General features: G+C 58.8%; 18 protein-coding genes. 2 read left to right on the top strand and 16 right to left on the bottom strand.

Annotated features, from left to right (window positions below; genetic code table 11):
- Position 1 precedes the first annotated feature (1 nt).
- From V8G57_RS18930 to rfbB, 8 genes are read right to left on the bottom strand one after another with little or no spacing between them, the layout of a single operon-like run.
- Positions 2–979: an acyltransferase family protein gene (locus tag V8G57_RS18930; protein WP_342830663.1), complete on the bottom strand. Its 978-nt coding sequence runs from the start codon at positions 977–979 to the stop codon at positions 2–4.
- Positions 976–4224 (bottom strand): glycosyltransferase, encoded by a 3249-nt coding sequence (locus tag V8G57_RS18925; protein ID WP_342830662.1) that lies wholly within the window; start codon positions 4222–4224, stop codon positions 976–978. Before V8G57_RS18925 ends, V8G57_RS18930 begins: the two co-directional genes overlap by 4 nt.
- On the bottom strand, positions 4221–5621 hold the full coding sequence (locus V8G57_RS18920) for an ABC transporter ATP-binding protein (RefSeq protein ID WP_342830692.1): 1401 nt from the start codon (positions 5619–5621) through the stop codon (positions 4221–4223). Before V8G57_RS18920 ends, V8G57_RS18925 begins: the two co-directional genes overlap by 4 nt.
- A 10-nt stretch (positions 5622–5631) precedes the next feature.
- Complete coding sequence (locus V8G57_RS18915; protein WP_342830661.1) at positions 5632–6459, bottom strand: ABC transporter permease; 828 nt, start codon at positions 6457–6459, stop codon at positions 5632–5634.
- Complete coding sequence (rfbD, locus tag V8G57_RS18910; protein WP_342830660.1) at positions 6456–7349, bottom strand: dTDP-4-dehydrorhamnose reductase; 894 nt, start codon at positions 7347–7349, stop codon at positions 6456–6458. The genes V8G57_RS18915 and rfbD overlap by 4 nt, the downstream gene beginning before the upstream one ends.
- The gene (gene rfbC, locus V8G57_RS18905; protein ID WP_342830659.1) at positions 7346–7891 is read right to left on the bottom strand and encodes a dTDP-4-dehydrorhamnose 3,5-epimerase; all 546 of its coding nucleotides are present in this window, start codon (positions 7889–7891) and stop codon (positions 7346–7348) included. The genes rfbD and rfbC overlap by 4 nt, the downstream gene beginning before the upstream one ends.
- Before the next feature lie 2 nt (positions 7892–7893).
- On the bottom strand, positions 7894–8793 hold the full coding sequence (gene rfbA / locus V8G57_RS18900) for a glucose-1-phosphate thymidylyltransferase RfbA (RefSeq protein WP_342830658.1): 900 nt from the start codon (positions 8791–8793) through the stop codon (positions 7894–7896).
- Positions 8793–9872: a dTDP-glucose 4,6-dehydratase gene (gene rfbB / locus V8G57_RS18895; RefSeq protein WP_342830657.1), complete on the bottom strand. Its 1080-nt coding sequence runs from the start codon at positions 9870–9872 to the stop codon at positions 8793–8795. The genes rfbA and rfbB overlap by 1 nt, the downstream gene beginning before the upstream one ends.
- 365 nt (positions 9873–10237) lie before the next feature.
- Between rfbB and V8G57_RS18890 the strand changes: the two genes are divergently transcribed.
- Positions 10238–11071 carry a symmetrical bis(5'-nucleosyl)-tetraphosphatase gene (locus tag V8G57_RS18890; RefSeq protein WP_342830656.1) on the top strand — a complete coding sequence of 278 codons (834 nt, stop codon included), beginning with the start codon at positions 10238–10240 and terminating at the stop codon, positions 11069–11071.
- Positions 11072–11119: 48 nt separating this feature from the next.
- Here V8G57_RS18890 and V8G57_RS18885 read toward each other — a convergent pair whose 3' ends face one another.
- The 6 genes from V8G57_RS18885 to V8G57_RS18860 form a co-directional block, all read right to left on the bottom strand.
- Positions 11120–11881 carry a lysophospholipid acyltransferase family protein gene (locus V8G57_RS18885; protein ID WP_342830655.1) on the bottom strand — a complete coding sequence of 254 codons (762 nt, stop codon included), beginning with the start codon at positions 11879–11881 and terminating at the stop codon, positions 11120–11122.
- Complete coding sequence (locus V8G57_RS18880) at positions 11878–13167, bottom strand: dihydroorotase (protein ID WP_342830654.1); 1290 nt, start codon at positions 13165–13167, stop codon at positions 11878–11880. Before V8G57_RS18880 ends, V8G57_RS18885 begins: the two co-directional genes overlap by 4 nt.
- 135 nt (positions 13168–13302) lie before the next feature.
- Positions 13303–14262: an aspartate carbamoyltransferase catalytic subunit gene (locus tag V8G57_RS18875; protein WP_014004791.1), complete on the bottom strand. Its 960-nt coding sequence runs from the start codon at positions 14260–14262 to the stop codon at positions 13303–13305.
- The gene (gene pyrR, locus V8G57_RS18870) at positions 14255–14776 is read right to left on the bottom strand and encodes a bifunctional pyr operon transcriptional regulator/uracil phosphoribosyltransferase PyrR (RefSeq protein WP_342830653.1); all 522 of its coding nucleotides are present in this window, start codon (positions 14774–14776) and stop codon (positions 14255–14257) included. Before pyrR ends, V8G57_RS18875 begins: the two co-directional genes overlap by 8 nt.
- A gap of 24 nt (positions 14777–14800) precedes the next feature.
- Positions 14801–15220, bottom strand: coding sequence for a Holliday junction resolvase RuvX (gene ruvX / locus V8G57_RS18865; protein ID WP_092396704.1), 420 nt, complete (start codon positions 15218–15220; stop codon positions 14801–14803).
- Positions 15221–15250: 30 nt separating this feature from the next.
- Positions 15251–15910 (bottom strand): YqgE/AlgH family protein, encoded by a 660-nt coding sequence (locus V8G57_RS18860; protein WP_371326576.1) that lies wholly within the window; start codon positions 15908–15910, stop codon positions 15251–15253.
- 119 nt (positions 15911–16029) lie between these two features.
- On the opposite strand from V8G57_RS18860, the gene V8G57_RS18855 reads away from it, so the two are divergent.
- Positions 16030–17520, top strand: coding sequence for a cryptochrome/photolyase family protein (locus V8G57_RS18855; protein ID WP_342830652.1), 1491 nt, complete (start codon positions 16030–16032; stop codon positions 17518–17520).
- 55 nt (positions 17521–17575) lie between these two features.
- On the opposite strand, the gene V8G57_RS18850 is transcribed toward V8G57_RS18855, so the two are convergent.
- Together V8G57_RS18850 and V8G57_RS18845 are read right to left on the bottom strand one after the other, a co-directional pair.
- Positions 17576–23449 (bottom strand): hybrid sensor histidine kinase/response regulator, encoded by a 5874-nt coding sequence (locus V8G57_RS18850; RefSeq protein WP_342830651.1) that lies wholly within the window; start codon positions 23447–23449, stop codon positions 17576–17578.
- 157 nt (positions 23450–23606) lie between these two features.
- On the bottom strand, positions 23607–25991 hold the full coding sequence (locus tag V8G57_RS18845) for a methyl-accepting chemotaxis protein (protein WP_254785036.1): 2385 nt from the start codon (positions 25989–25991) through the stop codon (positions 23607–23609).
- Between the last annotated feature and the right edge of the window lie 57 nt (positions 25992–26048).

Below are 26048 nucleotides of genomic sequence, written 5' to 3'. Positions count from 1 at the left end.
GTCAGGTGACCCCCACATTCTTCTTCTTTTTGAGGCCAGCCAATGGTTTATCTATCAGCATCACTACTCCCCATGAAACTATTATGGTCAAAACGAAGGAAATGGCAAAAAACTCGAACGACCGCATCTTGATCCCGAGCGGGATCAAGCATACGGCAACTGTCGTGTGAAACAAATACAGAGGATAAGACAGGTCACCCAGCACAGAATCCAGCTTGCCGGTCTTTTGAGAAGACAAGGACAAGACCACCCATCCCGAAAGGATGATGGAGGCATAGAGACCGTATGTCCATGGCCATTGATCGTACTTAAGCCACACCAGGCAATGCAGCAGCCAGACAATAACGCTGATTAGAGGCGCCCTGAAAATGTTAAGCTTTTCCCGATATTGCGACAATAAACAGCCGCAGGAAAAGACCATGAAACAAGTCAGGAAAGACGAATAGCGCTCACCAAAAGTTTCTATGGTGAGCCCATACTTCAGGTTCAACAGTACGCTGAGAATCAATGATATCCAAGCTGCAGCCCGGCTGAAAGCCAATAGCGGCATCAGAACGTAAACACAGACCTCTACTGCAAGTGCGCCCGAAACCGGAACAAACAAACCGGGAGCCGGTACTGCAAGCAACAGCAGATTCGCCGCCCACTCGCGAATACTATGCGGCCAGTTGAATTGCGGATTCAAGCTTGAAAGTGTCACTCCGAATTTCGGCAAGATCAGGAGACAGGCTACGCCTGCCAGTACGGCGACGACATAAGCCGGATAGATTCGTAAGAATCGGTTGTAAGCATAGTCGGCCAACCCGCCTCTGCTGTCACCGTACTTGTGGGTAAGTACGTGCGTCATCAAAAAACCGCTCAGGATGAAAAATCCCCAGACGGCATAAGCCGCGGGGCCATCTAGCATGCCTGACCACAGATGCGAAATGACTACCAGGAAAGCTAAAAAGAAACGCCATGTTCCGAGACCCAGCTTCATAGAGTTCCTTGAGCGGCTGGCTTTACATCTAGCTTGTTGCACCAAAGCGCAAGCGGACGCGTATTACGCTCAACATCCAGATCCAGGTCGTGAAGAATGTTCCCTAGAGTCTTCCAGGCAGCTTCAGCTCCCCAGGCGCTTTCTGCGAAAGCAATTCCAGCCTCGCTAAGTTGCGTCCAGAGCGGCTCATCTTGATAGAGTTGGACCACCGCGTCGGCAAACGCTTGCGCGCCGTCAGCTACCAAGATATTTTGACCAGGCGTCAACGACATGCCTTCAGCTGCAAGAGTGGTAGCAACCGCCGGCAATCCAGCGGCCATCGACGTGCCGATCTTGCCTTTGATGCCGGCGCCAAAACGCAGTGGCGCTACCGACACACGCATGCGATCAAGCAGCGGCGACAGGTCTTCGACAAATCCGGTGATGATGACATCCTCGCTGGCCAATGCTTCGATCTGCTCCGGCACGTTGCTGCCCACCGCATAAAACCGAACTCCCGGCAATTTCTGGCGCAGGATCGGCATTATCTCAGTCACGAAGTAGATCACCGCGTCGATATTCGGCACATGCTGATAACCGCCTACGAATACGATATCGCACCGGTCGTTGAATGTTTTATCCGTGCCGCGAATATCCATGATCAACGGGAAAACATGAATTTTCTGATCAGGCAATTCTCGACGCAGAATTTCTTGCTCGGTCACGCTGACCACAATGCTTGCGTCAGCCCCACGAATGCCGTCGAACTCCACTTTCTTCATTTGCTCCGATTCTTCCTGCTTCACTGCATCGCCAAGCATGTCTGCTTCCCTGGACATTCTCAGATAGTGCAAATCGACAGTATGGAATAGCACCTTGGCCTGCGGACACCACCGGCGCACCACATCAAGATGATTCACAACAACCATGGGCCGGAACATGAAGACCAGGTCATAACGCTCCCCGACTTCGATCACATGCTGCTTGACCGAATTGCAATACGGCGCGTAAAGCACTTCAATCCCGGCGCGCTGCAGCGCAGACGTGTAGTCGGGCAAGTACAAGAAATTATTTTCAGGAATGAAGGTCACCTGGAAATCCATCTCGCGCAACAAAAGCAGCAAGTTGAATGTAATGACCGAGCCGGCATCCTGGTCGGGAGTCGGCGTGCAATGATCCAACACCAGTACGCGGCGCTTGGCCATGCGGTCTTTCGCGTCATCGACATCGACACCGTTCGCCTGGTGGCTGGCCAGGCGCTTTTGCCAGCGCTGAAACTGCTTTTGCAGATTTGCTACCTGATAAGCCTTGGCGCCCTGTCCGGTATCCGTGCCTGAAGTAATGCCCTCATAGTGGACGACGACGGAGAGAGGCTGATAAATGACGCGATATCCCCGGTCGCGAATCTTGAGTGCAAGATCGGAGTCCTCGCAATATGCTGGAAGATAGTGCTCGTCAAAACCGCCAAGTTCCTCAAACAGGGACTTGGTCAACATGATGGACGCGCCGGAACAATAGTCAACCTCGCGGGCGTAGTTGTACATGGGCTGCAATTGGTCCTGGTTGCGGCCGAAATTCCAGGCGCTGCCGTCTTGCCAGATAATGCCGCCGGCTTCCTGCAAACTGCCGTCCGGGTATACCAGCTTGGAGCCAACCAATCCCGTTCCGGGAAACTCTCGGAAAGTCCGGAGCAGCTCATCGAGCCACCCGGAAGTGACTTCAGTGTCGTTGTTGAGGAAGCATAAATATTGGCCGTTGGCTGCCTTGGCGCCGAGATTGCAGGAACGGATGAAACCTTGGTTTTCCTGATTCGAGATCAGCCGTATGCCTTTTATGCCTCGCAAAATATTGGCGGAGTCATCCGGCGAGCAATCGTCAACCACGATAATCTCGAACGCCAGCGCAGGCGAATGTGCAGCAATCGACGCCAGGCAGCGCAGCGTGTAGTTGCTCTTGCCATAAATAGGCACGATGACGGAAACAAGCGGCGTCAGCGAAGTTGCCAGTTCAATCTTGTTTTTGCTGAGATCGAACTCTGAGTATGGTGTTCCAACGACAGCCCTCGCCTGAAGCGGAGCTGGAGGAACAATTTGTCCGAGGCTGGCCCGCAGCAAGCGGGGCGCATATTTTTCCAGCGCCGATCGGTGTCCTGCTCTTGTTTCTTCACTTAATGGCAGACGTAAATAGAGCGCTCTGCCGGTACGGGCTGCAAATTTGACATAGCGCTTGGCTTGTGCCACCGGATGCGTCAGCCAACGCCGGCTTTCTCTCAACGGCATTGTGATTTTCCAGGAGTGACTTGACGTCAGGCTGGATAATTCGGCTTGCGCCTGCTGCAACTGCAGATCCAGATCCACAGCCCATTCGCCACGTTTCACCGTCTCAGTACTCAAGGTAGAAACCCGGCGCTCAAGCTGGTTCACTATTTGCTGCATATTAACCAGCTGCCTGTTTCTTTCCGTTGCAACCCTGGACCACTCACGGATCTGCCCATCTCTTTCAGCCACGACCCGGCTCCATTCCCGAATCAGCTCCGAATCGTTAATGGGCTGTTCCAGCATTCCCGACGCCAGCACAGGCAGCTCGCCGTCGGACGCAATTGCGACCCAATATACCGGCTTGCTCATTCCAGGCACCTGGCCTACGATCTTGCCCTGGTACGAATAGCTCGATGAACGCGTGGCCATCGATTCCGAAAATATGCCCGATCCGTATACGATGCGTTGCCCAAAGTAGCTGGTATTTTTAAAGTAATTTCCAAGCAGCTGCTTGAACTCTTGCTCGAGCAGTTCCTTGACGTGATAGGGATTGCTGTATCCAGGCTCAATCGAATAATGGTATTTGTCGGGACTGGAAATCAGCACCACTCCGTTCGGACGCAACACCCGCTTGAATTCCTGCATCATCTCTTCGTGCTGGTCGTGATGCTCGATGGTCTCGAAGCTCACGATCATGTCGACGCTTGCGTCGGGCAGCGGGATGCTGGCGCAGCTGCCTACCCGGTATTCCAGGTTTTTCTTCTGGTAGCGATTCTTGGCGTGTTCGACCGCCTCTTCCGATATATCGACGCCGATTACCTGCAGCGCCTTGTTGGCGAGCATGGCGGAACCATAGCCTTCGCCGCTGGCGATATCCAGCACCACCTTGCCGCCGGCAATTTCACACGCCTGCAAATACCGGTGCAGATGTTCAAGCACGATATTGCCCTGCTCTTCGGGCACGAAGCGTTCACCCGTAAATTCCAAACCGTCTAGTTCTGTCGTCACGTCAAATTCCTTGCTACATCAAGTTTTATCTGCTGCATCGGTATGCCAATCAGGCCGGTGGATGAACTGCTCGATTCCGACTTGAACATCACCGCATCCGTGATCCAGTGATGCTGGATATGCTGTTCTTGCGTTCCGCTGGCAATGGCCACATTCACGCTGTAATCCCCCGGCGGCAGCACCGGCATCAAAAAGGTGAATTCCGCCCGCAGTTCGTCTCCCGCCGCTCCGACCAGTTGTTCATCCACGTGGCTCAGGTAGGTATTGTCTCCAAACAAAGACTGTCCCAGGCGATCCTTGATATAAAAACCGATGATCGGGCCGTTTAGCCGCTCGTGCGCAGTTGCCTGCACGGCCAGCGTAACCAGCTCGCCGCCGACCACCCAGGACAGCGGAGAATCATCTTTGTCCAGGAATTCGACAGCCGTGATTTGCGCGCCGCCGTTGCCGAACGACCCCGCCTCGGGATCAAACTTGAACACCTGCAGATCATTGCGCAGGTTGCTGGCGTTGATGAACGCCAGCCGCTGGTCTTTTTGCGGACGGTCGCTGTCGCGGGTTTTGATGGCTTTGAGCTTGGTGGTGCTGCTCTTCCCTTGCTGCGCCTCGTAAAATGCCTCCAGGTACGATTCGCACACATCCTTGGGACTGCCTTCCTGCAGCGCCTTGCCTTTTTCTATCCAGATGGCATGGTTGCAAAGACTCTTGACTGCGCTCGTGTCATGGCTGACAAAGAGGACCGTTCCGGTTTTCATGAAGGCGCGTAAAAACCGCATGCATTTTTGCGTGAAAAACGCATCGCCGACTGCCAGCGCTTCATCGATGACGAGAATATCGGCGTCGACGTGAGCGATGACCGCGAAGGCAAGACGCACCATCATCCCGCTGGAATAAGTCTTGACCGGCTGGTCGATAAAATCGCCGATATCCGCGAATGCCTCTATTTCAGCAAACCTGGCCTCTGTCTGCTGACGCGTCAATCCCAGGACGCTCGCATTCATGAAGACATTTTCCCTGCCGGTGAACTCCGGATTGAAGCCGGATCCCAGTTCCAGCAACGCGGCAACACGGCCATTCACTTCAATCTGGCCGTTGCTAGGATGCAGCGTGCCGCAGACGATTTGCAGTAGTGTGGATTTGCCCGATCCGTTGCGTCCGATGATACCGATGCTGTCGCCCTTCTTGATCTCGAACGAGACGTCTTTCAGGGCCCAGAATTCCCGGTAATACTGCTGCTGCGACCGGCCGCCGAGGCGCTGCAGGCGCGGCATGACAAACTGCTTGAGGCGGTCGCGCGGATTTTCGTAGATCTGGTAGCACTTGCTGAGATTCTTGACGCGGATAGCGATCGCGCCATGCTCGCTCTCGCTGCATGCCCTCGCCGCCTCGACCGGCATATTCAGTTCTTTAGAGGACATCGGCAAAACCCTTCTTGGTCTTCTGGAACCAGGCATACCCTGCCCATGCAACGGCTACAGCAGCAAGCGTATAGATACCCAGGCCGGTCCAATCCGGGAAATGTCCCCAGATGAGCACTTCGCGAGCTTGTTCGATGATGAACGTCAAAGGATTAGCCATGATCCATACGCGGAATCGTTCCGGCACGGCGCTCACCGGATAAAAGACCGGGGAGAGGAACATCAGCACGGTCGTGATAATGGTGATGGTCTGGCCGACATCGCGCAGGAATACGCCCAAAGACGCCAGCATCCAGGCAAAACCGACAATCAGGATAATCAGCGGCAACAATACAAGAGGCGCAAACACCGCCGTCCATTGCAGGTAACCGTTGAAAATCGCAAAAGCAACCAGCAGCACGCTCAGGCTGATCAGGCTGTGAAACAGCGCTGCCCCCATTGCGACTATCGGCAGTATTTCGATTGGAAATACAACCTTCTTTACATAGTTGACATTGGAAACAATCAGGCTTGGAGCACGGTTGAGCACCTCGGAAAACAAACCCTGCACAATCATGCCGACAAACAGCAGCACGGCAAACTGGGTTTTGCTTTCGCCGGCGCCGGCCCAGCGAGACTTGAATATTTCCGAAAAAACGAACGTATATACGCTCAGCATGAAGACTGGATTGAAGAAAGACCACGCCAGTCCCAGTACGGACCCTTTGTAGCGGCCCACGACCTCGCGCCGCGCCATCTGGAAAATAAGCTGGCGGTTATGCCAAACGCTCTTGGCAAGCGACTGCAAGGAAGCTGGCTGGATTGCATGAGGGTTCATAGATTATCCGACCCTGTCTTTTTTTGAAGGCAGGATGCCAAAGCATTTTCCCAACTCGGCAAATCTGAAAAATTGCGGATAAATTTTTCTCCAGACATCACCGAGTACGCCGGACGCTTGGCCGGCAACGGATAGTCTTGCGTAGCAATCGGCGTCAGGACCGGTGTCTTGCCGGTCATGGTGGCTGCCACGATCGCCTGCGTGAAGCCATGCCATGTGGTTTGCCCCTGGCATGTCAGGTGATAGATTCCCGAGTGCTGCCGCAGCCAGTCAATAGCATCCGGCGCCTGGATGCTTTTGGCGACGACCGCTGCGGTGCTGTCGGCAATCGTGCCGCTCCATGTCGGCGAACCGTGCTGGTCAGCCACAATCCGCAATTCGTCCCGCTCCTGCGCCAGGCGCATCATCGTCAGCAAGAAATTCTTGCCGTACATGCCGTACACCCAGCTGGTGCGAAAAATCAGATGTGGAATACCTGCTGCCTGGATTGCCTGCTCGCCGGCCAGCTTGGTGCTTCCATAGACGTTGACCGGACAGGTAGGATCGGTTTCCAGGTATGGCCGGTCTTTACTGCCATCGAAGACATAGTCGGTCGAATAGTGAATCATCGCAGCGCCGATTTTCCCGGCTTCTTCCGCCATGACGCCCGGTGCTTCGCCGTTGATGCGCATCGCCAGTTCCGGTTCGCTCTCAGCCTTGTCCACCGCCGTGTAGGCGGCCGGATTGATGATCAGCGCCGGCTTGACGGTGCGCACGACATCGCGCACCTGGTCGAGATCCGACAGGTCCATCTGGCTGCGGTCCAGTGCAATGATTTCACCCAAGCCGCGCAGGCTGCGTTCCAGCTCGTGGCCGACCTGACCGGTTTTCCCGGTAAGCAGTATCCTCATGCAAAAACCTCGGCATCCGCAAGCAATTTACCGACCTGGTCCTTGCCCGACAACAAAGGCTCCCCTTGCATCGGCCAGTCGATGCCGATCGCAGGGTCGTTCCAGAGGATGCAGCGCTCATGTTCCGGCGCCCAGTAATCGGTGGTCTTATAAAGGAATTCGGCGGATTCGCTGGTAACCACGAAACCATGGGCAAAGCCGGGCGGCACCCACAATTGCCGCTTGTTTTCCGCGGACAAGACAACACCCACCCATTTGCCGAAAGTGGCGGAGTTTTTCCTGATATCGACGGCAACGTCAAACACTTCTCCGGCGACCACGCGCACCAGCTTTCCCTGCGGCTGCTGGATCTGGTAATGCAAGCCGCGCAGCACATTCCTGGCGGACTTGGAGTGATTGTCCTGGACAAAGCTGCTGCTGACGCCGCTCAATTCGGTGAAACGGCGTTCGTTAAAGCTTTCGTAGAAAAATCCCCGGTCATCGCCAAACACCTTAGGCTCGAAAATCAGCACGTCGGGAATACTCGTGGCTTGTATTTGCATCGTTAATACACCTTATCTGTCAATAAACGCATCAGATACTGGCCGTAGCCGTTTTTCTTCAGCGGTTGCGCTAGCGCGTCAAGTTGTTCGGCATTGATATAGCCTTTGCGGTATGCGATTTCTTCCGGGCAGGCGACTTTCAGTCCCTGGCGATTCTCGATGGTCGCGATGAACTGCCCCGCTTCCAGCAACGATTCATGGGTCCCGGTATCGAGCCATGCCATGCCGCGCCCCATCAGCTCGACATTCAGGCGTTGCCGCTCCAGGTAGACCCGATTGACGTCGGTAATCTCCAGCTCTCCGCGTGGCGACGGCTTGATGCCTGCGGCGATGTCGCATACCTCGCGGTCATAAAAATACAGGCCGGTCACGGCGTAATTCGATTTTGGCTTCAGGGGCTTTTCTTCAATGCTGACGGCACGGCGCTGGTCATCGAATTCGACCACGCCATAGCGCTCGGGATCGTGCACATGATAGGCAAATACGGTGGAGCCTTCCGTGCGCGCCGAAGCTTCGCTCAGCTGGCTTTCAAAATCGTGGCCGTAATAGATGTTGTCGCCCAGGATCAAGGCCGAGGATGCATCGCCGACAAAATCCCGGCCGATGATGAATGCCTGCGCCAAGCCGTCCGGCGTCGGCTGCACCGCATAGCTTAGCTCGATGCCCCACTGCCGCCCGTCGCCCAGCAGCTCTTTGAAGCGAGGCGTGTCCTGCGGCGTCGAAATGATCAGGATCTCCCTTATGCCGGCCAACATCAGCGTAGTCAGCGGGTAGTAGATCATCGGCTTGTCGTACACCGGCAACAATTGCTTGGAGATCGACATGGTGACCGGATACAGGCGCGTGCCGGAACCTCCCGCAAGAATAATTCCTTTACGGCTTTGAGAAATTGGCGTTGTCATCAGGCAGTCCCTTCAGAACCTCGGCGTTGCTCGTAATTCTTTTCAACCCATTTCAGATAGTCGCCAGACTGGACATCCTTTACCCAGTCCTGGTTGGACAGGTACCACTGGACCGTCTTGCGGATGCCGGTATCAAAGGTTTCCACCGGCTTCCAGCCCAGTTCGCGTTCGATCTTGCGCGCGTCGATGGCATAGCGGCGATCGTGGCCGGGACGGTCGGTAACGTAGGTGATCTGGTCGCGGTAGCTGCCGGCCGCCTTCGGATCGAGTTCATCCAGGATGTCGCACAAGGTATGGACCACGTCCAGGTTGGCTTTCTCATTCCAGCCGCCGATGTTGTATACCTCGCCCGGTTTACCCGCTTCCAGCACGCGGCGTATTGCTGCGCAGTGATCGCTTACATAAAGCCAGTCGCGCACTTGCTGGCCGTCGCCGTATATCGGCAATGGCTTGCCGGCGCGGGCATTGGTGATAATCAACGGAATCAGTTTTTCCGGGAAATGGTAAGAACCATAGTTGTTGGAGCAGTTGGTGGTCAGCGTCGGCAATCCGTAGGTGTGGTGATAAGACCGGACCAGGTGATCGGAAGCCGCTTTCGATGCCGAGTACGGACTGTTGGGCGCGTACTGTGTGTTTTCGGTAAACGGCGCATCGTCGGGGCCGAGGGTGCCATAGACTTCGTCGGTCGACACATGCAGGAAGCGGAATCCCGCCTTTTCCGCATCGGGCAAGGCGCTCCAGTAGGAACGGGCAGCCTCCAGCAGGCCAAACGTGCCGTTGACGTTGGTTTCCACGAACGCCGCCGGTCCGTGGATCGAGCGGTCGACATGGCTTTCTGCCGCAAAATGGACAATCGCGCGAGGCTTGTGCTGCGCCAAGAGAGCGGCAACCTGCGCTGTATCGCCGATATCACCCTGCACAAAGACATGGCGAGGATCCTGGCGAACGCTCGCCAGGTTGTTGATATTTCCGGCGTAAGTCAGCTTATCGAAGTTAATCACCGGCTCGTCATTTTGCGCCAGCCAGTCGAGTACGAAATTGGAACCGATAAAGCCCGCTCCGCCAGTAATAAATATCATGTATATATCCTAAAAATAGAGTTCTGAAGCCTTGCGCCGCAATCAGCGGATACCGCGCATTTCTTCGAAATCACCAAATTCGTGCGTAACCTTGAATTATCCACTATTCGCAAGCAATATAAGTTACCTAAATATCATTTCCCCGCATTTGACCAAGTACAGAGCGGTAAGCAATGTAACAAATTGTTGCGAAATAACAACTCAACAACACTGGACATTAAATAGTAAGCTTCAGACCACAACAAACCTTGGAAGTGCCACATTGCCCATCCTGTATTGCTCTTGCGGCCAAACCACAATAGGTATCTGAAAAACCGGCTAGCGATCTACAATGGCGGACTCCATTGCTGCCATCGCTGCAAAATATGACATCCATCAGTCCTACCCTATATGCCGTCGGCGATTTGCAAGGCTGCCACCAAAGCCTGCTGAACCTGCTGGAGCGCATCGACGCAGCCACCCCGGATGCACGCCTGATTTTCGTCGGCGACCTGGTCAACCGCGGCCCGCAATCGCTGGCGACGCTCAGGCTGATCCGCTCCCTCGGCGATCGCGCCCAGGCCCTGCTCGGCAACCACGACCTGCACCTGCTGGCGGCCGCGCACGGCATCCGCAAACTGCACAAGGCCGACACGCTGCAAGAGATCCTGGACGCGCCCGATCGCGACGAACTGCTTGACTGGCTCAGGCAGCGGCCGCTGGCGCTACAGGAACAGGACCATCTGTTCTTGCATGCCGGCGTGCTGCCGCAATGGTCCGCCGCCAAGACGGTCGCGCTGGCGCAGGAAGTCGAGGCTGTGCTGCGCGGCCCGCATTGGGTCGGCTTTTTGAGCGAAATGTATGGCAACCAGCCCTTGCGCTGGGACGATGCGCTGCAAGGCAACGAACGCTTGCGCTGCATCGTCAACGCGTTGACGCGATTGCGGTTTTGCACTGAGGACGGAACCATGGAGCTGGCGGCCAAGGAAAGCACCGGCATCTCCATGCCCGGCTACCTGCCCTGGTTCGATGTGCCGCAACGGCAGACCCAGGACGTGACGGTGGTGTACGGCCATTGGTCGACCCTGGGGCTGGTGCTCAGGCCGAACCTGATAGGACTGGATACCGGCTGCGTGTGGGGCGGCAAGCTTACCGCGGTACGGCTGGCCGACCGGCAGCTGTTTCAGGTCAGCTGCCCGCAAGCGCAGCGGCCGGGATAAAACTCAGGTTTCTACCGCGTCTAGGCGACCCCGTCTGGGCGACCCCGTCTAGGCGACCCCTTCCTTTTCCGTGATCTCCAACGCCTCGGCAATCGAAGTACGCGCGAGGACGGCCAGGTCGCGGCGATGCGATCCGGTCGTATCGATAGGCGCCAGCTGGATCAGCTCAGCTCTCATCGACGGCGCTTTCAGGATCGCCAGCATGCTTTCGGCAAACGTCATGTCGCCGATAAAATCCGCAGCCGGATGCAGCGCTCCGTGTTCATCCAGGTAGCGCAAGGCATACGGCTGCACCGGCACCTTGGCGTCGAGCGCGGCTTCGAACAGGTTGGCGTGGAAAGGCAGGAGCGAACCCTGCGCCGCCGTGGTCCCCTCAGGGAAGAAGGCAACCCGCGCGCCTGCTTCAATACTGGTCACCAGCCCCTGGAATATGCGCCGTACATCGCGCTGCTTGCCGCGCGCGATAAAAATCGTGCCGCCCTTTTCACACAGCCAGCCGATCAAGGGCCAGTCGCGGATATCCGACTTGGCCACGAACTGGCAGGTCTGGATCGAATTGATGACGAAGATATCCAGCCACGAAACATGGTTGGCGACGATCAGGGCGCGCGCCGCGGCCACACTGTCCTGCGGATTACGCAGCGTGACCCGGACCCGGCAGATCGCCAGCAGCTGGATCGACCACAGCCGTATGCGCCGCTGCCGCCCTGCGCTGTCGGTCAAGGGAAACACCGTGGCGCAAGTCCACAGGCCGACGAGCAGGTGTAGCAGCACCCGTGCCAGGCGCAAGGCGAACCGCAGCTGCTTCATGCGCGCTCAAATGCTATATGGCCAGCCACAATCGTGGTTTTCACGCGTCCGCACAGCTCATACCCGAGGAATGGCGTGTGTTTGCCCTGGCTGGCCAGTTCCTTGGCTTCCACTGTCCAGCGCACGGCGGGATCGAACAGGCAGATATCGGCGACGCTGCCGACCGTCATCCGGCCGGCAGCCAGGCCGGCCACGCCGGCGGCGTCGGTGGTGATTTTCGCCAGCGCGCGGCTGACCCTTTGCTGCTCCGGGACCACACATTCTTCGGCCCACTTCAGGGCCAGCGACAGCAGCAGTTCGAGGCCGGTGGCGCCGGGTGTTGCTTCGCCGAACGGCAGCAGTTTTTCATCGTCGTCGACCGGCGTGTGGTCCGAGCAGATAGCGTCGACGGTGCCATCCAGCAGCGCCTGCCGGATCGCATCGCGGTCGCGCTGCGAGCGGAACGGCGGCGTCATCCTGGCGTTGGAATCGAAGAAGCCGATATCGACGTCGGTCATGTGGATGTGATGGGCGCCGACGTCGCAGGTGATCGGCAAGCCTTCTTTCTTGGCGGCGCGGATCAGTTCCAGTCCCGGCGCCGATGAAATGCGGCACAAATGCACGCGGGCGCCGGTCTCGCGCACCAGTTCGAAAATGGTCTGCAGGCGAATCGTTTCCGCCATGGTCGGCACGCCCGACAGGCCGAGCCGCGAAGCGACTGCGCCGCTATGCGCGATGCCGCCATGCCCCAGGTAAGGATCTTGCGGCCGCAGCCAGACGGTATAACCGAAGGTGCGCGCGTACTGCATGGCGCGCAGCAGGACGGTGGTGTCCAGGATCGGCTCTTCCGCCTGGGCGAAGCCGATGCAGCCGGCGTCGGTCAGCTCGGCCATCTCGGTCAGTTCCTTGCCTTTGAGGCCAACAGTCAAAGCGCCCAGCGGATAGACATGCGCCTGGTTCAGGCTCTTGGCGCGATGCTTCAGCATTTCCACCAGGCCCGGCTCGTCGAGCACCGGATCGGTATCCGGCGGGCACACCAGGCTGGTGACGCCGCCCTGCATGGCTGCCTGCATTTCCGATTCCAGCGTTGCCTTGTATTCGTAGCCAGGCTCGCGCAGGCGCACGCTCAGGTCGACCAGGCCCGGCGCCACCACCAGGCCGTCGGCGTCTATCGTCTTGTTGGCCGTGAAATCGGCCGGCGCGCTGCCGACGCCGACGATCTTGCCGGCGGCAATGAACAGGTCCTGCCGGGCATCGATATTGTTTGCAGGGTCAATCAGGCGGCCGTTTTTGATGTGAAGTTTCATCTGTAAAATTATTCTATATTGCGGGACAGAGTTTAAGAGTCGCCGTAGCGCGACGAATTACCCTGTCCCCAACTGGCTAAACTGGAAGTTTGGAGCTACGTAATACTGTGCAAAACAGAAACAACTACGATAGCGCTAATTACCCGCCAAAATACTCATGACCGCCATCCGCACCGCAATGCCGAACGTCACCTGCGGCAGGATCACCGCCTGCGCGCCGTCGGCAACCGCCGAGTCGATTTCCACGCCGCGGTTCATCGGCCCCGGATGCATCACGATCGCATCCGGCTTGGCCAGCGCCAGGCGTTCCGGCGTCAGCCCGTAGCTCTTGAAGAATTCCTGCGCCGACGGCAGCAAGGCGCCGCTCATGCGTTCGTTCTGCAGGCGCAGCATGATGATCACATCGACGCCTTTCAAGCCTTCGTTCATGTCGGTGAAGACGCGCACGCCCATCTGCTCCAGGCCGCTGGGCAACAAAGTGCGGGGGCCGATGGCGCGCACTTCCGGCACGCCCAGGGTAGTCAGCCCATGGATGTCTGAACGCGCCACGCGGCTATGCAGGATGTCGCCGACGATCGCCACTGTCAGGTTGCTGAAGTCTTTCTTGTAGTGGCGGATCGTGTACATGTCCAGCAAACCCTGGGTCGGGTGGGCATGGCGGCCGTCGCCGGCGTTCACCACGTGGACGTGATGCTGCCGGGTATCGGTCAGGTGCTTGGCGATCAGGTACGGCGCGCCGGACTGCGCGTGGCGCACCACGAACATGTCGGCGTGCATGGCCGACAGGTTGTCGATGGTGTCCAGCAGCGACTCGCCCTTGCTGGCGCTGGAGGCCGAGATATTCAGGTTGATGACGTCGGCCGACAGGCGCTTGGAAGCGATTTCGAAAGTGGTGCGGGTGCGCGTGGAGTTTTCAAAGAACAGGTTGAACACGCTTTTGCCGCGCATCAGCGGCACTTTCTTGACATCGCGGTCGCTGACGCCGACAAAGGAAGAAGCTGTGTCCAGGATATGCGTGACGACGGAAGTCGGCAGTCCCTCGATCGTCAACAGATGTTGCAGTTCGCCGTTTTTATTGAGTTGGGGATTAAGCATTGGATTGGATGATTAAAGTGAAGCTGCCGTCGTCGGCGCGTTGAAGTTGTAAGGACTGGCCCGGCTGCAGCGTCACCGCATCGGCGATGAAATCGGCGGCTACCGGCAAGTCGCGCTCGCCGCGGTCGATCAGCGCCGCCAGCATGATTTTCCTGGGACGGCCGTAGTCGAACAATTCGTTGATCGCCGCACGCGTGGTGCGGCCGGTGTACAGCACGTCGTCCACCAGCAGGATGGTGGCGTCGTCGACGTCGAACGGAATCTGGGTCGGCTTGATGTCGGCGCGCAATCCCTTTTCGGAAAAGTCGTCGCGGTAGAACGAGACATCGATAAAGCCGAGACGCTCGGCCGGATTCAGGCGCAAGGCCGTGACCAGGCGCTCGGCGATCCAGGCGCCGCCAGAGTAGATGCCGATGACAGCGACATTGTCGGCTTGCGCCAGGGCTGCTTTTACTTTTGCCTCAAGCACCTGGTACAGCGCTTCGGCATCGAATTGGGGAGTGGTTGTAGTCATTGCATCTTCACCGCTAAGTCAAGGTCATACAGATAAATCGTCAGGCAAACCGTCAAAATACTGCTGCAGGATGATCGCGGCAGCCTGGTCGTCGATCACATCTCCCCGCTGCTGCTTGATCACCGCTGACGAATAGCGCTCATCGACCAGCACCGTGGCGACATCGTAACGGCCATGCAGCTGGTTGGCAAAACGCTGGCAACGGACGCTCATCTCGTGCGTTGCGCCGTCCGGATGCAAGGGCAGGCCCACTACGCACAACACCGGCTGCCACTCTTTGACCAGGGCCGAGATTTCGGCAAACTTGCCGTCGTTGGTGGCTGCGCTGATGACCTGCAACGGCTGCGCCTGCTTCAGCACGGTGTTGCCAACCGCCACGCCGATGCGTTTCAGGCCGAAATCAAATCCCAGCACGGTGCCTGCGATATCCGTCACGCCAGCCATGCCAGGCTCCCGCACAGATCTTTCGGCAACTCACGCACGCCCGGATTCCGAGGTCAGCATGTACGGCGAAATCCCCAGCAGATTCACCGCGGCGGCAAACCGCTCGGCAATCGGCAATTCAAAAATGATGGCGGGGTCGGCGGCGACAGTCAGCCAGCCGTTGTGGACAATCTCGCTTTCCAGCTGGCCGGCGCTCCAGCCGGAACAGCCGAGGCTGACCAGGATGCGCTGCGGGCCGCTGCCATGCGCCACTTCTTCCAGCACGTCCTTGGAGGTGGTCATGGCGATCTGGTCCGTCACTTTCAAGGTTGAGGAATAATTCTTGATCGGCGCATGCAGCACAAAACCGCGCTCAACCTGGACCGGGCCGCCAAACATGACGGGCCGGTCGGCGATCGGGTCGTCGAAACCCAATCCAGGGCTGATTTCAAGCTTGAGATCGATGCGGTCGAACAATACCTGCATGGTCATGTCGGTCGGCTTGTTGATCACCACGCCCAGCGCACCGTTGGCATTATGTTCACACAAATACACCACGGTCCCGCCGAAAACGGGGTCCAACATGGAAGGCATTGCAATAAGGAAATGATTTGTCAGATTCAAAGGAGGGGAATCAGCGCCAGCCTTCGCACCGCCCTTGCGCGCGGGAGAATCGTCCGGAGTTGTATCTAGCTTGGCCATGGACCGCATTTTATCAGTTTTGAATACGCTAAAGCCGCTTTGAATAGTGTCGCATGTCGGGTAAAGTCCCCGCAAGCCGACTCGGCGTTGCCTCGCAATCATTCATTTTTCATACCTAACGCACCCTCATGCTGAAATTTGAGAAATCCCTGGTCTGGTTTCGCCGCGATTTGCGCATGTACGATCACGCTGCCCTGTACCACGCCTTGAAAACCAGCGCAGCGGTGTTCTGCGTGTTCGTGTTCGATACCGATATCCTGCAGCCATTGCTGAATGCCGGCCTGAGCGCCGACCGCCGGGTTGAATTCATCCACGGCAGCGTGATCGAACTCGACCTAGAATTGCGCAAATTAGGCAGCGGACTGCTGGTGCGCCACGGCGCCGCCGGAGAGGTCATTCCTGCGCTGGCAAGGCAACTCGGCGTCAACGCCGTGTTCAGCAACCACGACTATGAACCGCAGGCGCGGCAGCGCGATGCCGATGTCGCCGCATTGCTGGCCGCCGATGGCCGAGTCTGGCGCAGCTACAAGGACCAGGTGATTTTTGAGCGCGACGAAATACTGACCATGGCAGGCCAGCCGTTCTCGGTATTCACGCCCTACAAGAACGCCTGGATGAAAAGGCTGGCGGCAGCCGATGGCTCTTCTTTCTTGAAACCCTACCAGGTAGAAAAATATGCGGCACGCCTGACCTCGCCGTCCTCCTCTCCTCCTGAAACAATCCCCAGCCTGGCCGCGCTGGGATTCAAGAAAACCAATCTGCGAGAACTCGAGATCGCGCCAGGCATGTCTGGCGCCGCCGCCCTGCTGGAAGATTTCATGGAGCGTATCGGGCGGTATGGCCAGAGCCGCGATTTTCCCGCCGTCAAGGGACCATCGTATCTTTCAATACACCTGCGCTTTGGCACCATCTCGATTCGCACGCTGGCCCGCGCCGCGTATCAGACCTTGCACCAGGGCGCTGCTGCAGGAGGTGCTGCGGTATGGCTGTCGGAATTGATCTGGCGCGATTTTTATTTCATGATCCTGCATCATCATCCGCATGTGGCACTAGCCGCCTTCAAGCCAGGCTATGACGCCATCCAATGGGAAAGCGGTGAACGCGCACGCAGTTTGTTCCAAGCCTGGTGCGACGGCCACACCGGTTATCCGCTGGTGGATGCCGCCATGCTGCAACTCAATCAGAGCGGCTATATGCACAATCGCCTGCGCATGGTGGCTGCGTCCTTCCTGATCAAGGATCTCGGCATAGACTGGCGTTGGGGGGAACGTTATTTTGCCGAGCGCCTGAACGATTTCGATCTCGCCGCCAACAACGGCGGCTGGCAATGGGCCGCGTCGTCGGGTTGCGATGCGCAACCCTATTTCCGCATTTTCAATCCGCTTACCCAATCCGGGAAAGTCGATGCCGATGGCAAGTTCATCCGCCGCTACCTGCCGCAACTGTCAGCGCTCGACAGCAAACACATCCATGCGCCATGGCTAGCGCCCGCGCGGGAACTGGAACGGGCCGGAATCAAGCTCGGACAGGACTACCCGCTGCCGCTGGTGCAGCATGACGAAGCACGTAAAGCAACCTTGCTGCGCTACGGGGTCGTAAAAAAAATGAATGCGGAGTAAGAGAAATCCATGCGCGTGTGCGGAAAATGCATCTTCCGCACGCGCGCATGAAAGGTTACTGCAGAGTGTTGACTTCTTTGTTGATGAACGACTTGATGGTGCTGATCAGCTCATCTTCCTGGTACGGCTTGCCCAGGTACTCGTTGACGCCCAGCTCCATTGCATAGCTGCGGTGCTTGGCCGCCGTACGCGAGGTGATCATGATGATGGGAATATGGCGTGTGCGGTCGTCATTGCGGATGTTGCGGCTCAGGTCGAAACCATCCATGCGCGGCATTTCAATATCCACCAGCATCACGTCCGGCGTAATCGCCTGCAGCTGCTCCAGCGCATCGACGCCGTCTTTCGCCAGCACCACCTGGTAACCTTCGCGCGACAGCAGGCGCTGGGTAACCCGGCGCACGGTCAGCGAATCGTCGACCACCATCACCACGCTCTGGCTGCGCAAGCCCTGTACTGCCTGGGCCGCGTGCGGTGTGCCGGATTCGGCGCCGACGCTCATCTCCGCTACCGCGCCCAGCGTCTCGTGGGTAGCCAGGTGCGATTGCTTCGGCGCCCGCAATTCGTGGGACGTATTGAATAACTGCCGCATTGCCAGCGGCACCGGATTCAAGATCAGCACGATATCGCCCGAACCCAGCACGGTTGCACCGGCAATCCCGATCATCCGCGACAGCTGCGGGCCGATGTTCTTGACCACGACTTCTCGGTTGCCGACGATTTCATCGACGTGTATCGCTACCCGGTCGTTGCCGCTGCGCAGGATGATGATAGGCGAATATTGCTGCGCCACCGGCACCATGTCGGTATCGCCCAGCAAGGTCGACAGATATTGCAGCGGCACTTTATGGCCTTGCCAGATCAGCGAACCATCGTTGTAGGCTGCGGCCAGCGCCTTCGCCTTCAATTGCTGCACCTGCTCGACCAGCGCCGACGGCACCGCATACGTGCTGCCGCCGGTGGTCAGCAGCACCACCTGGGTCACTGCCAGCGTCAGCGGCAGGTGGATCGTGAAATGCGTGCCCTGGCCAGGATCGCTGCTGACCGAGACACGGCCGCCCAGCGATGCTGCTTCCGAGCGCACCACGTCCATGCCGACGCCGCGGCCGGCCAGTTCGGTGACGTCTGCAGCGGTGGAAAAGCCGGGACGGAAAATCAGGTCGGTGGTTTCCAGGTCGGATATCTGCTCGTCGCTTTCCAGCAAGCCGATCGTGCGCGCCTTGTCGCGGATGCGCTGCAGGTTCAAGCCCTGGCCGTCATCCGACAGCTGGATCAGGATTTCATTGCCGTCCTGGCGGATTTCAATCTTCAATTCGCCGGTTTCGTTCTTGCCGGCAGCGCGCCGCGCTTCACGCGATTCGATGCCGTGCACGATCGCGTTACGCAGCAAATGCTCGAACGGGGCGATCATTTTTTCCAGCACGCTGCGGTCGATTTCCACGTTGCTGCCGCGGATATCGAGGTTGACCCGCTTGTCCAGTTCCTTGGCGACCTGGCGCGTGAGCCGGTACAAACGCTCGGCGATGCTGGCAAACTGCACCATGCGCACATGCATCAGGTCCTGCTGCAGGTCACGCGTCAGGCGGCGCTGGGTCAGCAAGTCGGCGTTGGCGCCGTCTACCGTATTGGTCAGGTTCTTTTGCAGCGAGGCGACGTCATTGACGCTTTCGGCCATCATCCGGGTCAGTTCCTGCAACCGGGTAAAGCGGTCGAATTCAAGCGGGTCGAATTCGCGTTCGCCGGCCAGCGTCATGCGCGAGCTGATCTGCGCTTCCGCCTGGATTTCGATTTCCCGCAACTGGCCGCGCAGGCGGTCGACGTTTTCGGTCAGTTCCGACAAGGAAATCTGCAAGGTGCCGATGCCTGATTCCAGCCGCGAACGTGTGATCGATACTTCACCGGCCTGGTTAACCAGCCGGTCCAGCACTTCGGCGTTGACGCGCACCTGCGACACCAGGCCGGTGGCGCTGGTAACCGCGGGTACCGGCGCCACGCCAGCGGCCAGCGACGGCATCACGCTCGGCAGGTTGACAGGGTCGTGCGCTTCCGGCGCAGGCGCGGCGGCTACGACCGGCTGCTGCGCCTGTGGATTGCGCAGGTTCTCGAACATCTGCACGCCGCGGTCATAATGCGCCAGCAATTCGTCGATAGTGTGCCGCGAAGAGCTGCCCGTTTGCAGGATCACTTCGATATGGCTTTCCATCTCGTGCATGTGCTGGCCCAGCACCATCGCGCCGGCCATGCGGGCGCTGCCCTTGATGGTATGCAAATGGCGCAGGATCGCTTGCGACGGCTTGACGTCGGCAGGGTTTTGCTGCCAGCTGCGCAGGGCGCTGCCGATTTGCGGCAGCATGTCGCTGCCCTCTTCCAGGAATATCGGCAGCAAGTCAGGATCCAGTTCATCCCGCACCACCAGCGACGGATCGATCTCTTCCTTCGCCGGCTCAAACAACTGCTGCACGGCTGCGGCCGGGGCCTCAGCCATCGGCTGCATATCGCTTGCCTCAGCCGGAACGCTTGCGCTTGTTTCTTCAATGATCGCAGGGACCACATGGAGATGGCTCTCGACCACCGGCTCCGTAATCTCGGCAACCGCTTGCGGCGGCGCGACGTCGACAGCGGCTATCGTCTCGTCGACGGTTTCCGGCAACGTTTCCACGCCGCGCGATTCCTGGCCCTGCCACAAACTATCCAAACTGCTGACCAAGGCCGGCTCGTAATACGGCATGTCGCCTTGCGAGAACTGCTGCAGCATCCATTTGATCCGCTCGACGCCAAACTGGAGCGTGTCGTAGTCGGTTCCGTGCAGGCTGCTCGGCTGCAGCGCCATCCGCTGCAATGCCATCTCCAGCGCATGCGCCACTTCCTGCAAAGGCTTGAAACCAACCGTGGCGGAACTGCCTGCCAGCGAGTGGGCGGCATGGACCGACTGCGTCATGACCGGCCGTTCCGGCTCATGCCGCCATTCGGCGAAATCGTGCGACAGGTGACGCACCAGCTGGTCAGTCTCGGCCAGATAGATATTGTAGAGCGGCAGGCTGATGGTCAGGTCGCCGATCTGCTTGGTGCTGTCGTCATGGCGGATTTCCTGCATGCCAGGAAAGGCGATCACTTCTGCGCTGGTGGTCGCTGCCACCGGCGCTGCTTCGATGGCCGCGGATTCCGCAACGGCTTCCGCTTCCGCCTGCGCCTCAAACTGGATTTCCGGCAACCGGGTTTCTTCCACAGCCGCAGGCTGCGAAGCAGCGGTAAACAAGGCCAGGGCGTCGTCGCTCAGCTGGATTTCTTCGGCCTGCGCCGGCAACTCAAGCAGATCGCTGAATTCCAGCAGCTCCTCCGGCTCAGCCACCGCAACGGCTGCGGGATCGGCAAATGGTCCGCCGTCACGCACCCGCGCGGCGATCTCGGCCAGTGCGTCAGGCGTCTGTTGCGAATGCCCATGCTGCTGGATTTCCTTTACCCAGCCGTCCAGCTGGGTCACGGCATGGTCCAGCAAGGCGTTCAGGTCGGCGCTCACCGCACGCGATTCCGACAGCCATAGGTTCAATACCTGTTCAATGCTCCAGGCTGCTTCGCCGAAAGCGTTCAAGCCGATCATGCGGCCGCTGCCCTTGAGGGTATGGAATGCACGGCGCAGTACTGTCAGGGGTTCTTGCTTATGCGGGGCGTCGTGCAGCTGCAGTTGCGGCAGGGTCTGCCTGGCGTTCGTCAGGACCTCGTCCGCCTCGGACAAAAAAATCTCACGCAGTTCGGCGTCAGCCTCCTCGTCGCTTACTGCTGCCGGCGCTACCGGCGCTGCGGCTTCCGCCGTGTGCAGCGGCACGATGGTGGTGACGATTTCCGCCAGCGACTGCTGGGATGCGGAAAAATCCGGATGATCGAGGATATCGATGGCTGCCTGGGCGCGGTCGGTAGCTTCGGGATTGTCGCTCAAGGCGGCATCGACCCGCATCTGCACCAGCGACTCTTTCAGCCGTTCCTGCAATTCCGGATCATGCGGCTGCGCGGTCAGGGACAGCGCCAGTTCCGCCGATTCCTGCTGGTGCTGCAGCAGCTCGTCTTCCACCGTCGCCAGCTCAGGCAAGGATGGCAAACTGTCGCCTGCGGCGGCCGGGGTTTGATTGTCGGATTCAGACGACGGCACTACCGGATCAGGCTGCGGAGCCGCGACCACGGCGCGCCGTTCCAGCAGGTTGATGCGGAACACGCCCGCTTCTTCGTCAAAAGTGAAATGGTTGTTCTGGGTATCCGACTGATGCTGCAGCGTTTCGATAAAGAAGCTGAGCGCGCCGATGTTTTGCGCAATCCGCTCGAATTCTTTCTGCTCCGGCACTTGCGGCACCGGCGCGCTGCCCTCGGCGGCAAAGCGCTGCAGGGTGCTGCGCGTATGTTCGACCACGCGCATGGCGTCGCTCTGTTCCTGGATCGCCAGCGCGCCCTGGATCTGGTGCAATACCTGTTCGATCTGGGCCAGCACTTCGCGCCGCTCCGGATCGTTGAAGAATTCGTCCAGCATCTTTTCGACCTGGCGCAGGCTGGACAGCATTTCAGAAGCCAGCATCTTGACCGTCTGGCGCTGCTGCGCCTCGCGATAGATATCGTCGATCCATTGCGCCGGCTTGCCCAGCGTCTCGCCGGACACGACCGACAGCAGGCGCGCCGTCATCGCATCCGCGCGCTCGGAAAAATTCTCCGGCAGGCGGCTGATGTGGTTCAGCGTGTTTTCGATAAACAGCAGGCTGGTGGCGATCTCCATGCAGATCGCATCGCCCGGCCGCGAATGCGCAGCATGGCGGGCAATGCCGTTAAGTTCGCGCAGCAGCTTCGACAGCGACGGCGCGTTCAGCCGGCTGCCGGCTTCGCTCAAGCCATGCATTTCCTGTTCGAAGGCAGACGCCGGGCTGGCGTCGCCGCTGGCCAGGCGGTCCCACATGTTCTTGGCCTGCGCCAGGCGGTCCTTGGCAGTGCTCAAGGCATCCAGGCTGATCTGGCCGTAGTGGCGCGTGCTGTAGTCGGCCGGCACCAGGCCGTTGAGGCGATAGGCGACACGGATCTGGGTCGCCAGCTTGGAAGTCTGCTCGATGCCGGCGATAAAGAACAAGGCGTCGCGCAACAGCCGCTCCGAGATGCTCGACGAACCCTGGCTCAGGCGGCGCAGCTGCAGGTTGATGCGGGCAAACAGCTGCTTGACGTAGAGCTCGTTCGATACCTGGTCAGTGGCGACCGCTTCGGCGAAGCCATGCATCACCCACCAGAACGCGCGCGATTGCTGGTTGCGCTGCATCTGTTCGACTTCGGTCACCACCGTTTGCATCGCGGTGGCGTTTTCCAGTTCAATCGCCTTGTCGGCGCTTTTCAGGAACGGCAGCAGCGCGCGCTCGAAGCGCTTGCGCAACGGCAGGTAAACGTCCGCCTGGACCGCCGCGGCCTGCTCTGCCGCAGGGAAATGGGGGCGAATCGTCAGGTCGGGGAAAAACAGGTCGGCCGGATGGATGCGTTCAGCGCCGCGGATCTCCAGCAGCGCCTGGTAATACGGAAACAGGCGGACCGGCTGGTGGCTGCCGCCGGCCAGCACTTCGTCCAGGTATTCGATCAGCGCCTGGTAGGCATTGCCGATAACCTGCGCATGCTGCGCGCTCAGTTCGGCATGGCCGGATTCGGCGCGTTCAAGTATGTCTTCAACCGTTTCGGTGATGATGGTGACGCCGTCGATATCGACCATCTGCAAAGCGCCGTGCGCCTGGTGCAGGTAGGTCTTGGCGTGGCGGACGGCTGTCAGGTAATCGTCGCTGGCAACGTCGCCGGCTTGGGTCAGGGCGGCGCCGGACTGGTTCAGCGCCTCGCGAATTTCGCTCATCACCCATGACAACGGTCCGGTATCAAGGTGCGTCCGCGCAGAGTCAGCGGTGCTGGAAAAATCGGTGGTCATGACTGCCTCATGGATTCAGGGAGTGGCCAGGGAATCGACCACGATGCATATCCATTGCCCGGGCATGCGACAACAGCGCAAGCCCCGGGCAAGGATGCCGTGCCTGCTGGTCCCGGTTCAATGACAACAAACGGGGCAGCAAACACGGTGCCACACATTAATTGGTCACGCGGAAACGCGATACCGAGCTCTTCAAATCTTCTGCCAGCTTGGACAGTTCACGAATCGACAAGGCCGTCTGTCGTGTACCTTCCCGTGTTTTTTCAGTCACCGAAAGAATGTTTTGAATGTTGGTAGCCACGCCGTTTGCCGAGTTGGCCTGCTGCTCGGTTGTGGAAGAAATGCTTTGAATCAGTTCCGCCAGGCGGTTCGAAACGCGCCGGATATCCGACAAGGCCGCACCGGCCGCATCTGACAGCTTGGCTCCTTCGACCACCCCTTGCGTCGAACGCTCCATCGCCACCACCGCATCGTGGGTGTCGGTCTGAATGGTGCGCACCAGCGCACCGATCTGCTTGGTCGCCGCGCCGGAACGTTCCGCCAGGCGCTGAACTTCTTCCGCCACCACCGAGAAGCCGCGGCCCGCTTCGCCTGCCGAAGCCGCCTGGATCGCCGCATTCAGCGCCAGCACGTTGGTCTGTTCGGTAATGTCGGAAATCAGTTCGGTGATTTCACCAATTTCCTGTGACGATTCACCCAGCCGCTTGATGCGCTTGGAAGTTTCCTGGATGTGCTCGCGGATTTCATTCATGCCTGAGATCGCGTTTTCCACCGCCTTGGAGCCTTCTTCAGCCGCACTAACCGATTGCCGCGCCACTTCAGCCGACTCGCTGGCCGATTTGGAAACGTCGGTAATCTGGGTCGCCATGTCCAGGACCGCTTGCGTGGTTTCCTGAATATCGCGCGACTGCCGCTGCGACGCCGCCAGCAGTTCGATCGAAATGCTTTGCGCCTGGTCCGATGCGATCGTCACCTGCTGGGCGGTGGCGGTAACCCGTCCTACCAGCCCGCGCAACTCTTCCACCGTATAGTTCACCGAGTCGGCGATCGCGCCGGTAATGTCTTCCGACACCGTCGCCTGCACCGTCAAGTCACCGTCCGCCACTTCCTGCAATTCATTCATCAGGCGCAAAATCGCGGCCTGGTTCTGGTCGTTGGCGTTACTGGCATCTTCTTCCTGCTTGATCGCTTGCAGACGCTGTTCTTCCGCTTCCATCCGGCGCACATCGGCTTCATGGGTACGGTGACGTCCGTCCTGCACCTGGACCCAGGCAATCCCGGCCGCTGCCAGCAGGGTAACCAAGGCAGCCAGCAGCATCAGCCAGAACCAGATGCTTTGCGAGTCCTGCGCGTCGCGATAGGTATCTTGCAATGCGCCCAGGCGTTGCTTGAGGCTTTCGTTCTCGGTAAAGATCAGCTGTTCCGATTGTTTCGCCGAAACGAAGTTCTGCATGTTGCCCAGGATCGATGCCACCGATTCCTGGTACTCGGCAAAGCTCTTTTCCAGTTCAGTCAGCTTGCTGCGCTCTTCTTCGCTCTTGCTGGCCGGCAGGCGCAATACATCGCTGCCGTTCAGGAAGCCGCTGACGATGTCGCGGAAAGTATTGGTGTCCTTGCCCAGCAAGAACGCGGTTTCCGGGTTCACGCCTTCGGAGGTCAGGAATTCATTGGCGCTGCGGCCGAGACGCTGGGTCAGCATGACCAGCTGCGAGGAAGCCGCGATTTCGCGCGGAGTGGCGCCGGTCTGGGTTTTCAGTGTCGCGATCTGTTCTGACAAATCGAGCAGGTTAGGCGAAATGCCGTTCAGTTTTTGCAGCGTCACACCGAAGCTGGTCAATTCCTTTTGCAGCTTGAGGATGGTCTCCGCAGCCTTGTCGGTATTCGACCAGACCTTGTCGACTTCGGCCAGCTTGGAACCCATGGTGGCGCTAGGGGTGCCGATATCGTGCCCCTTGTAGTCGCCGCCCTTGCGCAGGATGCCCAGGTCTTGGTTGAATTCCTTGCGGCTGTCGGCCAGCTGCTTGAACGCTTCAGGGTTACCCTGAATCGCATTCGGCGTCGCCTTACCGATACGCTGCGAGTGCATCAGCGCATCGCCGGCGATCTGGGTCTGGGTCGAGCTCATCGCTGAACTCTTGGCGCTCAGCCACAGGAACAGGATAGTCAGCAGCAACGCGCCGACCAGCACGGTCACCAGCAAGCGGATCTGCTTTTGCTGCGGCAGTTTGCCGATCAGCGGCAATGGCGAGGAGTCAGGACTGGCGAGGCTGGCGGCGGCACTGGTGAAAGACGGTGCAGCGGCGGGTTCCTTGGCAGCTTCCTGAGGAGCGGCGGCAAACGCCGGGGCAGCGGCCGCTTGCGGCGCGGCGGCCGGCTTCGGCAACGGCGCCAGCAGCGCCACAGGCGGCGGTTCAGGCATGAAACGCTCTTCCATGACGGTCTGCTCCGGATCATGCATCAATGCTTCCTGCACGAAACGATCGCCCGCTTCGCCCTGCTCTTCCTTGGCCGCCTTGGATAAAGACGGTAGTTTGAATGCCATTACAGAATCTCCTAATTGCAAATTCGCTGCCACCGGATACCGCTGCAGTTGCAACGG

Source organism: Collimonas rhizosphaerae (assembly GCF_038896935.1).
Lineage (GTDB): Bacteria > Pseudomonadota > Gammaproteobacteria > Burkholderiales > Burkholderiaceae_D > Collimonas > Collimonas rhizosphaerae.
Note: the sequence above shows the minus strand (reverse complement) of the source record. Positions and strands in the feature narration are given on the sequence as shown.

Excerpts from the sequence above, each read along its gene's own strand:
- V8G57_RS18930 (WP_342830663.1), bottom strand. The coding sequence starts at position 979 with ATGAAGCTGGGTCTCGGAACATGGCGTTTCTTTTTAGCTTTCCTGGTA.
- V8G57_RS18920 (WP_342830692.1), bottom strand. The coding sequence starts at position 5,621 with ATGCCGGTCGAGGCGGCGAGGGCATGCAGCGAGAGCGAGCATGGCGCG.
- V8G57_RS18915 (WP_342830661.1), bottom strand. The coding sequence starts at position 6,459 with ATGAACCCTCATGCAATCCAGCCAGCTTCCTTGCAGTCGCTTGCCAAG.
- rfbD (WP_342830660.1), bottom strand. The coding sequence starts at position 7,349 with ATGAGGATACTGCTTACCGGGAAAACCGGTCAGGTCGGCCACGAGCTG.
- rfbC (WP_342830659.1), bottom strand. The coding sequence starts at position 7,891 with ATGCAAATACAAGCCACGAGTATTCCCGACGTGCTGATTTTCGAGCCT.
- rfbA (WP_342830658.1), bottom strand. The coding sequence starts at position 8,793 with ATGACAACGCCAATTTCTCAAAGCCGTAAAGGAATTATTCTTGCGGGA.
- rfbB (WP_342830657.1), bottom strand. The coding sequence starts at position 9,872 with ATGATATTTATTACTGGCGGAGCGGGCTTTATCGGTTCCAATTTCGTA.
- V8G57_RS18890 (WP_342830656.1), top strand. The coding sequence starts at position 10,238 with ATGACATCCATCAGTCCTACCCTATATGCCGTCGGCGATTTGCAAGGC.
- V8G57_RS18885 (WP_342830655.1), bottom strand. The coding sequence starts at position 11,881 with ATGAAGCAGCTGCGGTTCGCCTTGCGCCTGGCACGGGTGCTGCTACAC.
- V8G57_RS18880 (WP_342830654.1), bottom strand. The coding sequence starts at position 13,167 with ATGAAACTTCACATCAAAAACGGCCGCCTGATTGACCCTGCAAACAAT.
- V8G57_RS18875 (WP_014004791.1), bottom strand. The coding sequence starts at position 14,262 with ATGCTTAATCCCCAACTCAATAAAAACGGCGAACTGCAACATCTGTTG.
- pyrR (WP_342830653.1), bottom strand. The coding sequence starts at position 14,776 with ATGACTACAACCACTCCCCAATTCGATGCCGAAGCGCTGTACCAGGTG.
- ruvX (WP_092396704.1), bottom strand. The coding sequence starts at position 15,220 with ATGGCTGGCGTGACGGATATCGCAGGCACCGTGCTGGGATTTGATTTC.
- V8G57_RS18860 (WP_371326576.1), bottom strand. The coding sequence starts at position 15,910 with ATGCGGTCCATGGCCAAGCTAGATACAACTCCGGACGATTCTCCCGCG.
- V8G57_RS18855 (WP_342830652.1), top strand. The coding sequence starts at position 16,030 with ATGCTGAAATTTGAGAAATCCCTGGTCTGGTTTCGCCGCGATTTGCGC.
- V8G57_RS18850 (WP_342830651.1), bottom strand. The coding sequence starts at position 23,449 with ATGACCACCGATTTTTCCAGCACCGCTGACTCTGCGCGGACGCACCTT.
- V8G57_RS18845 (WP_254785036.1), bottom strand. The coding sequence starts at position 25,991 with ATGGCATTCAAACTACCGTCTTTATCCAAGGCGGCCAAGGAAGAGCAG.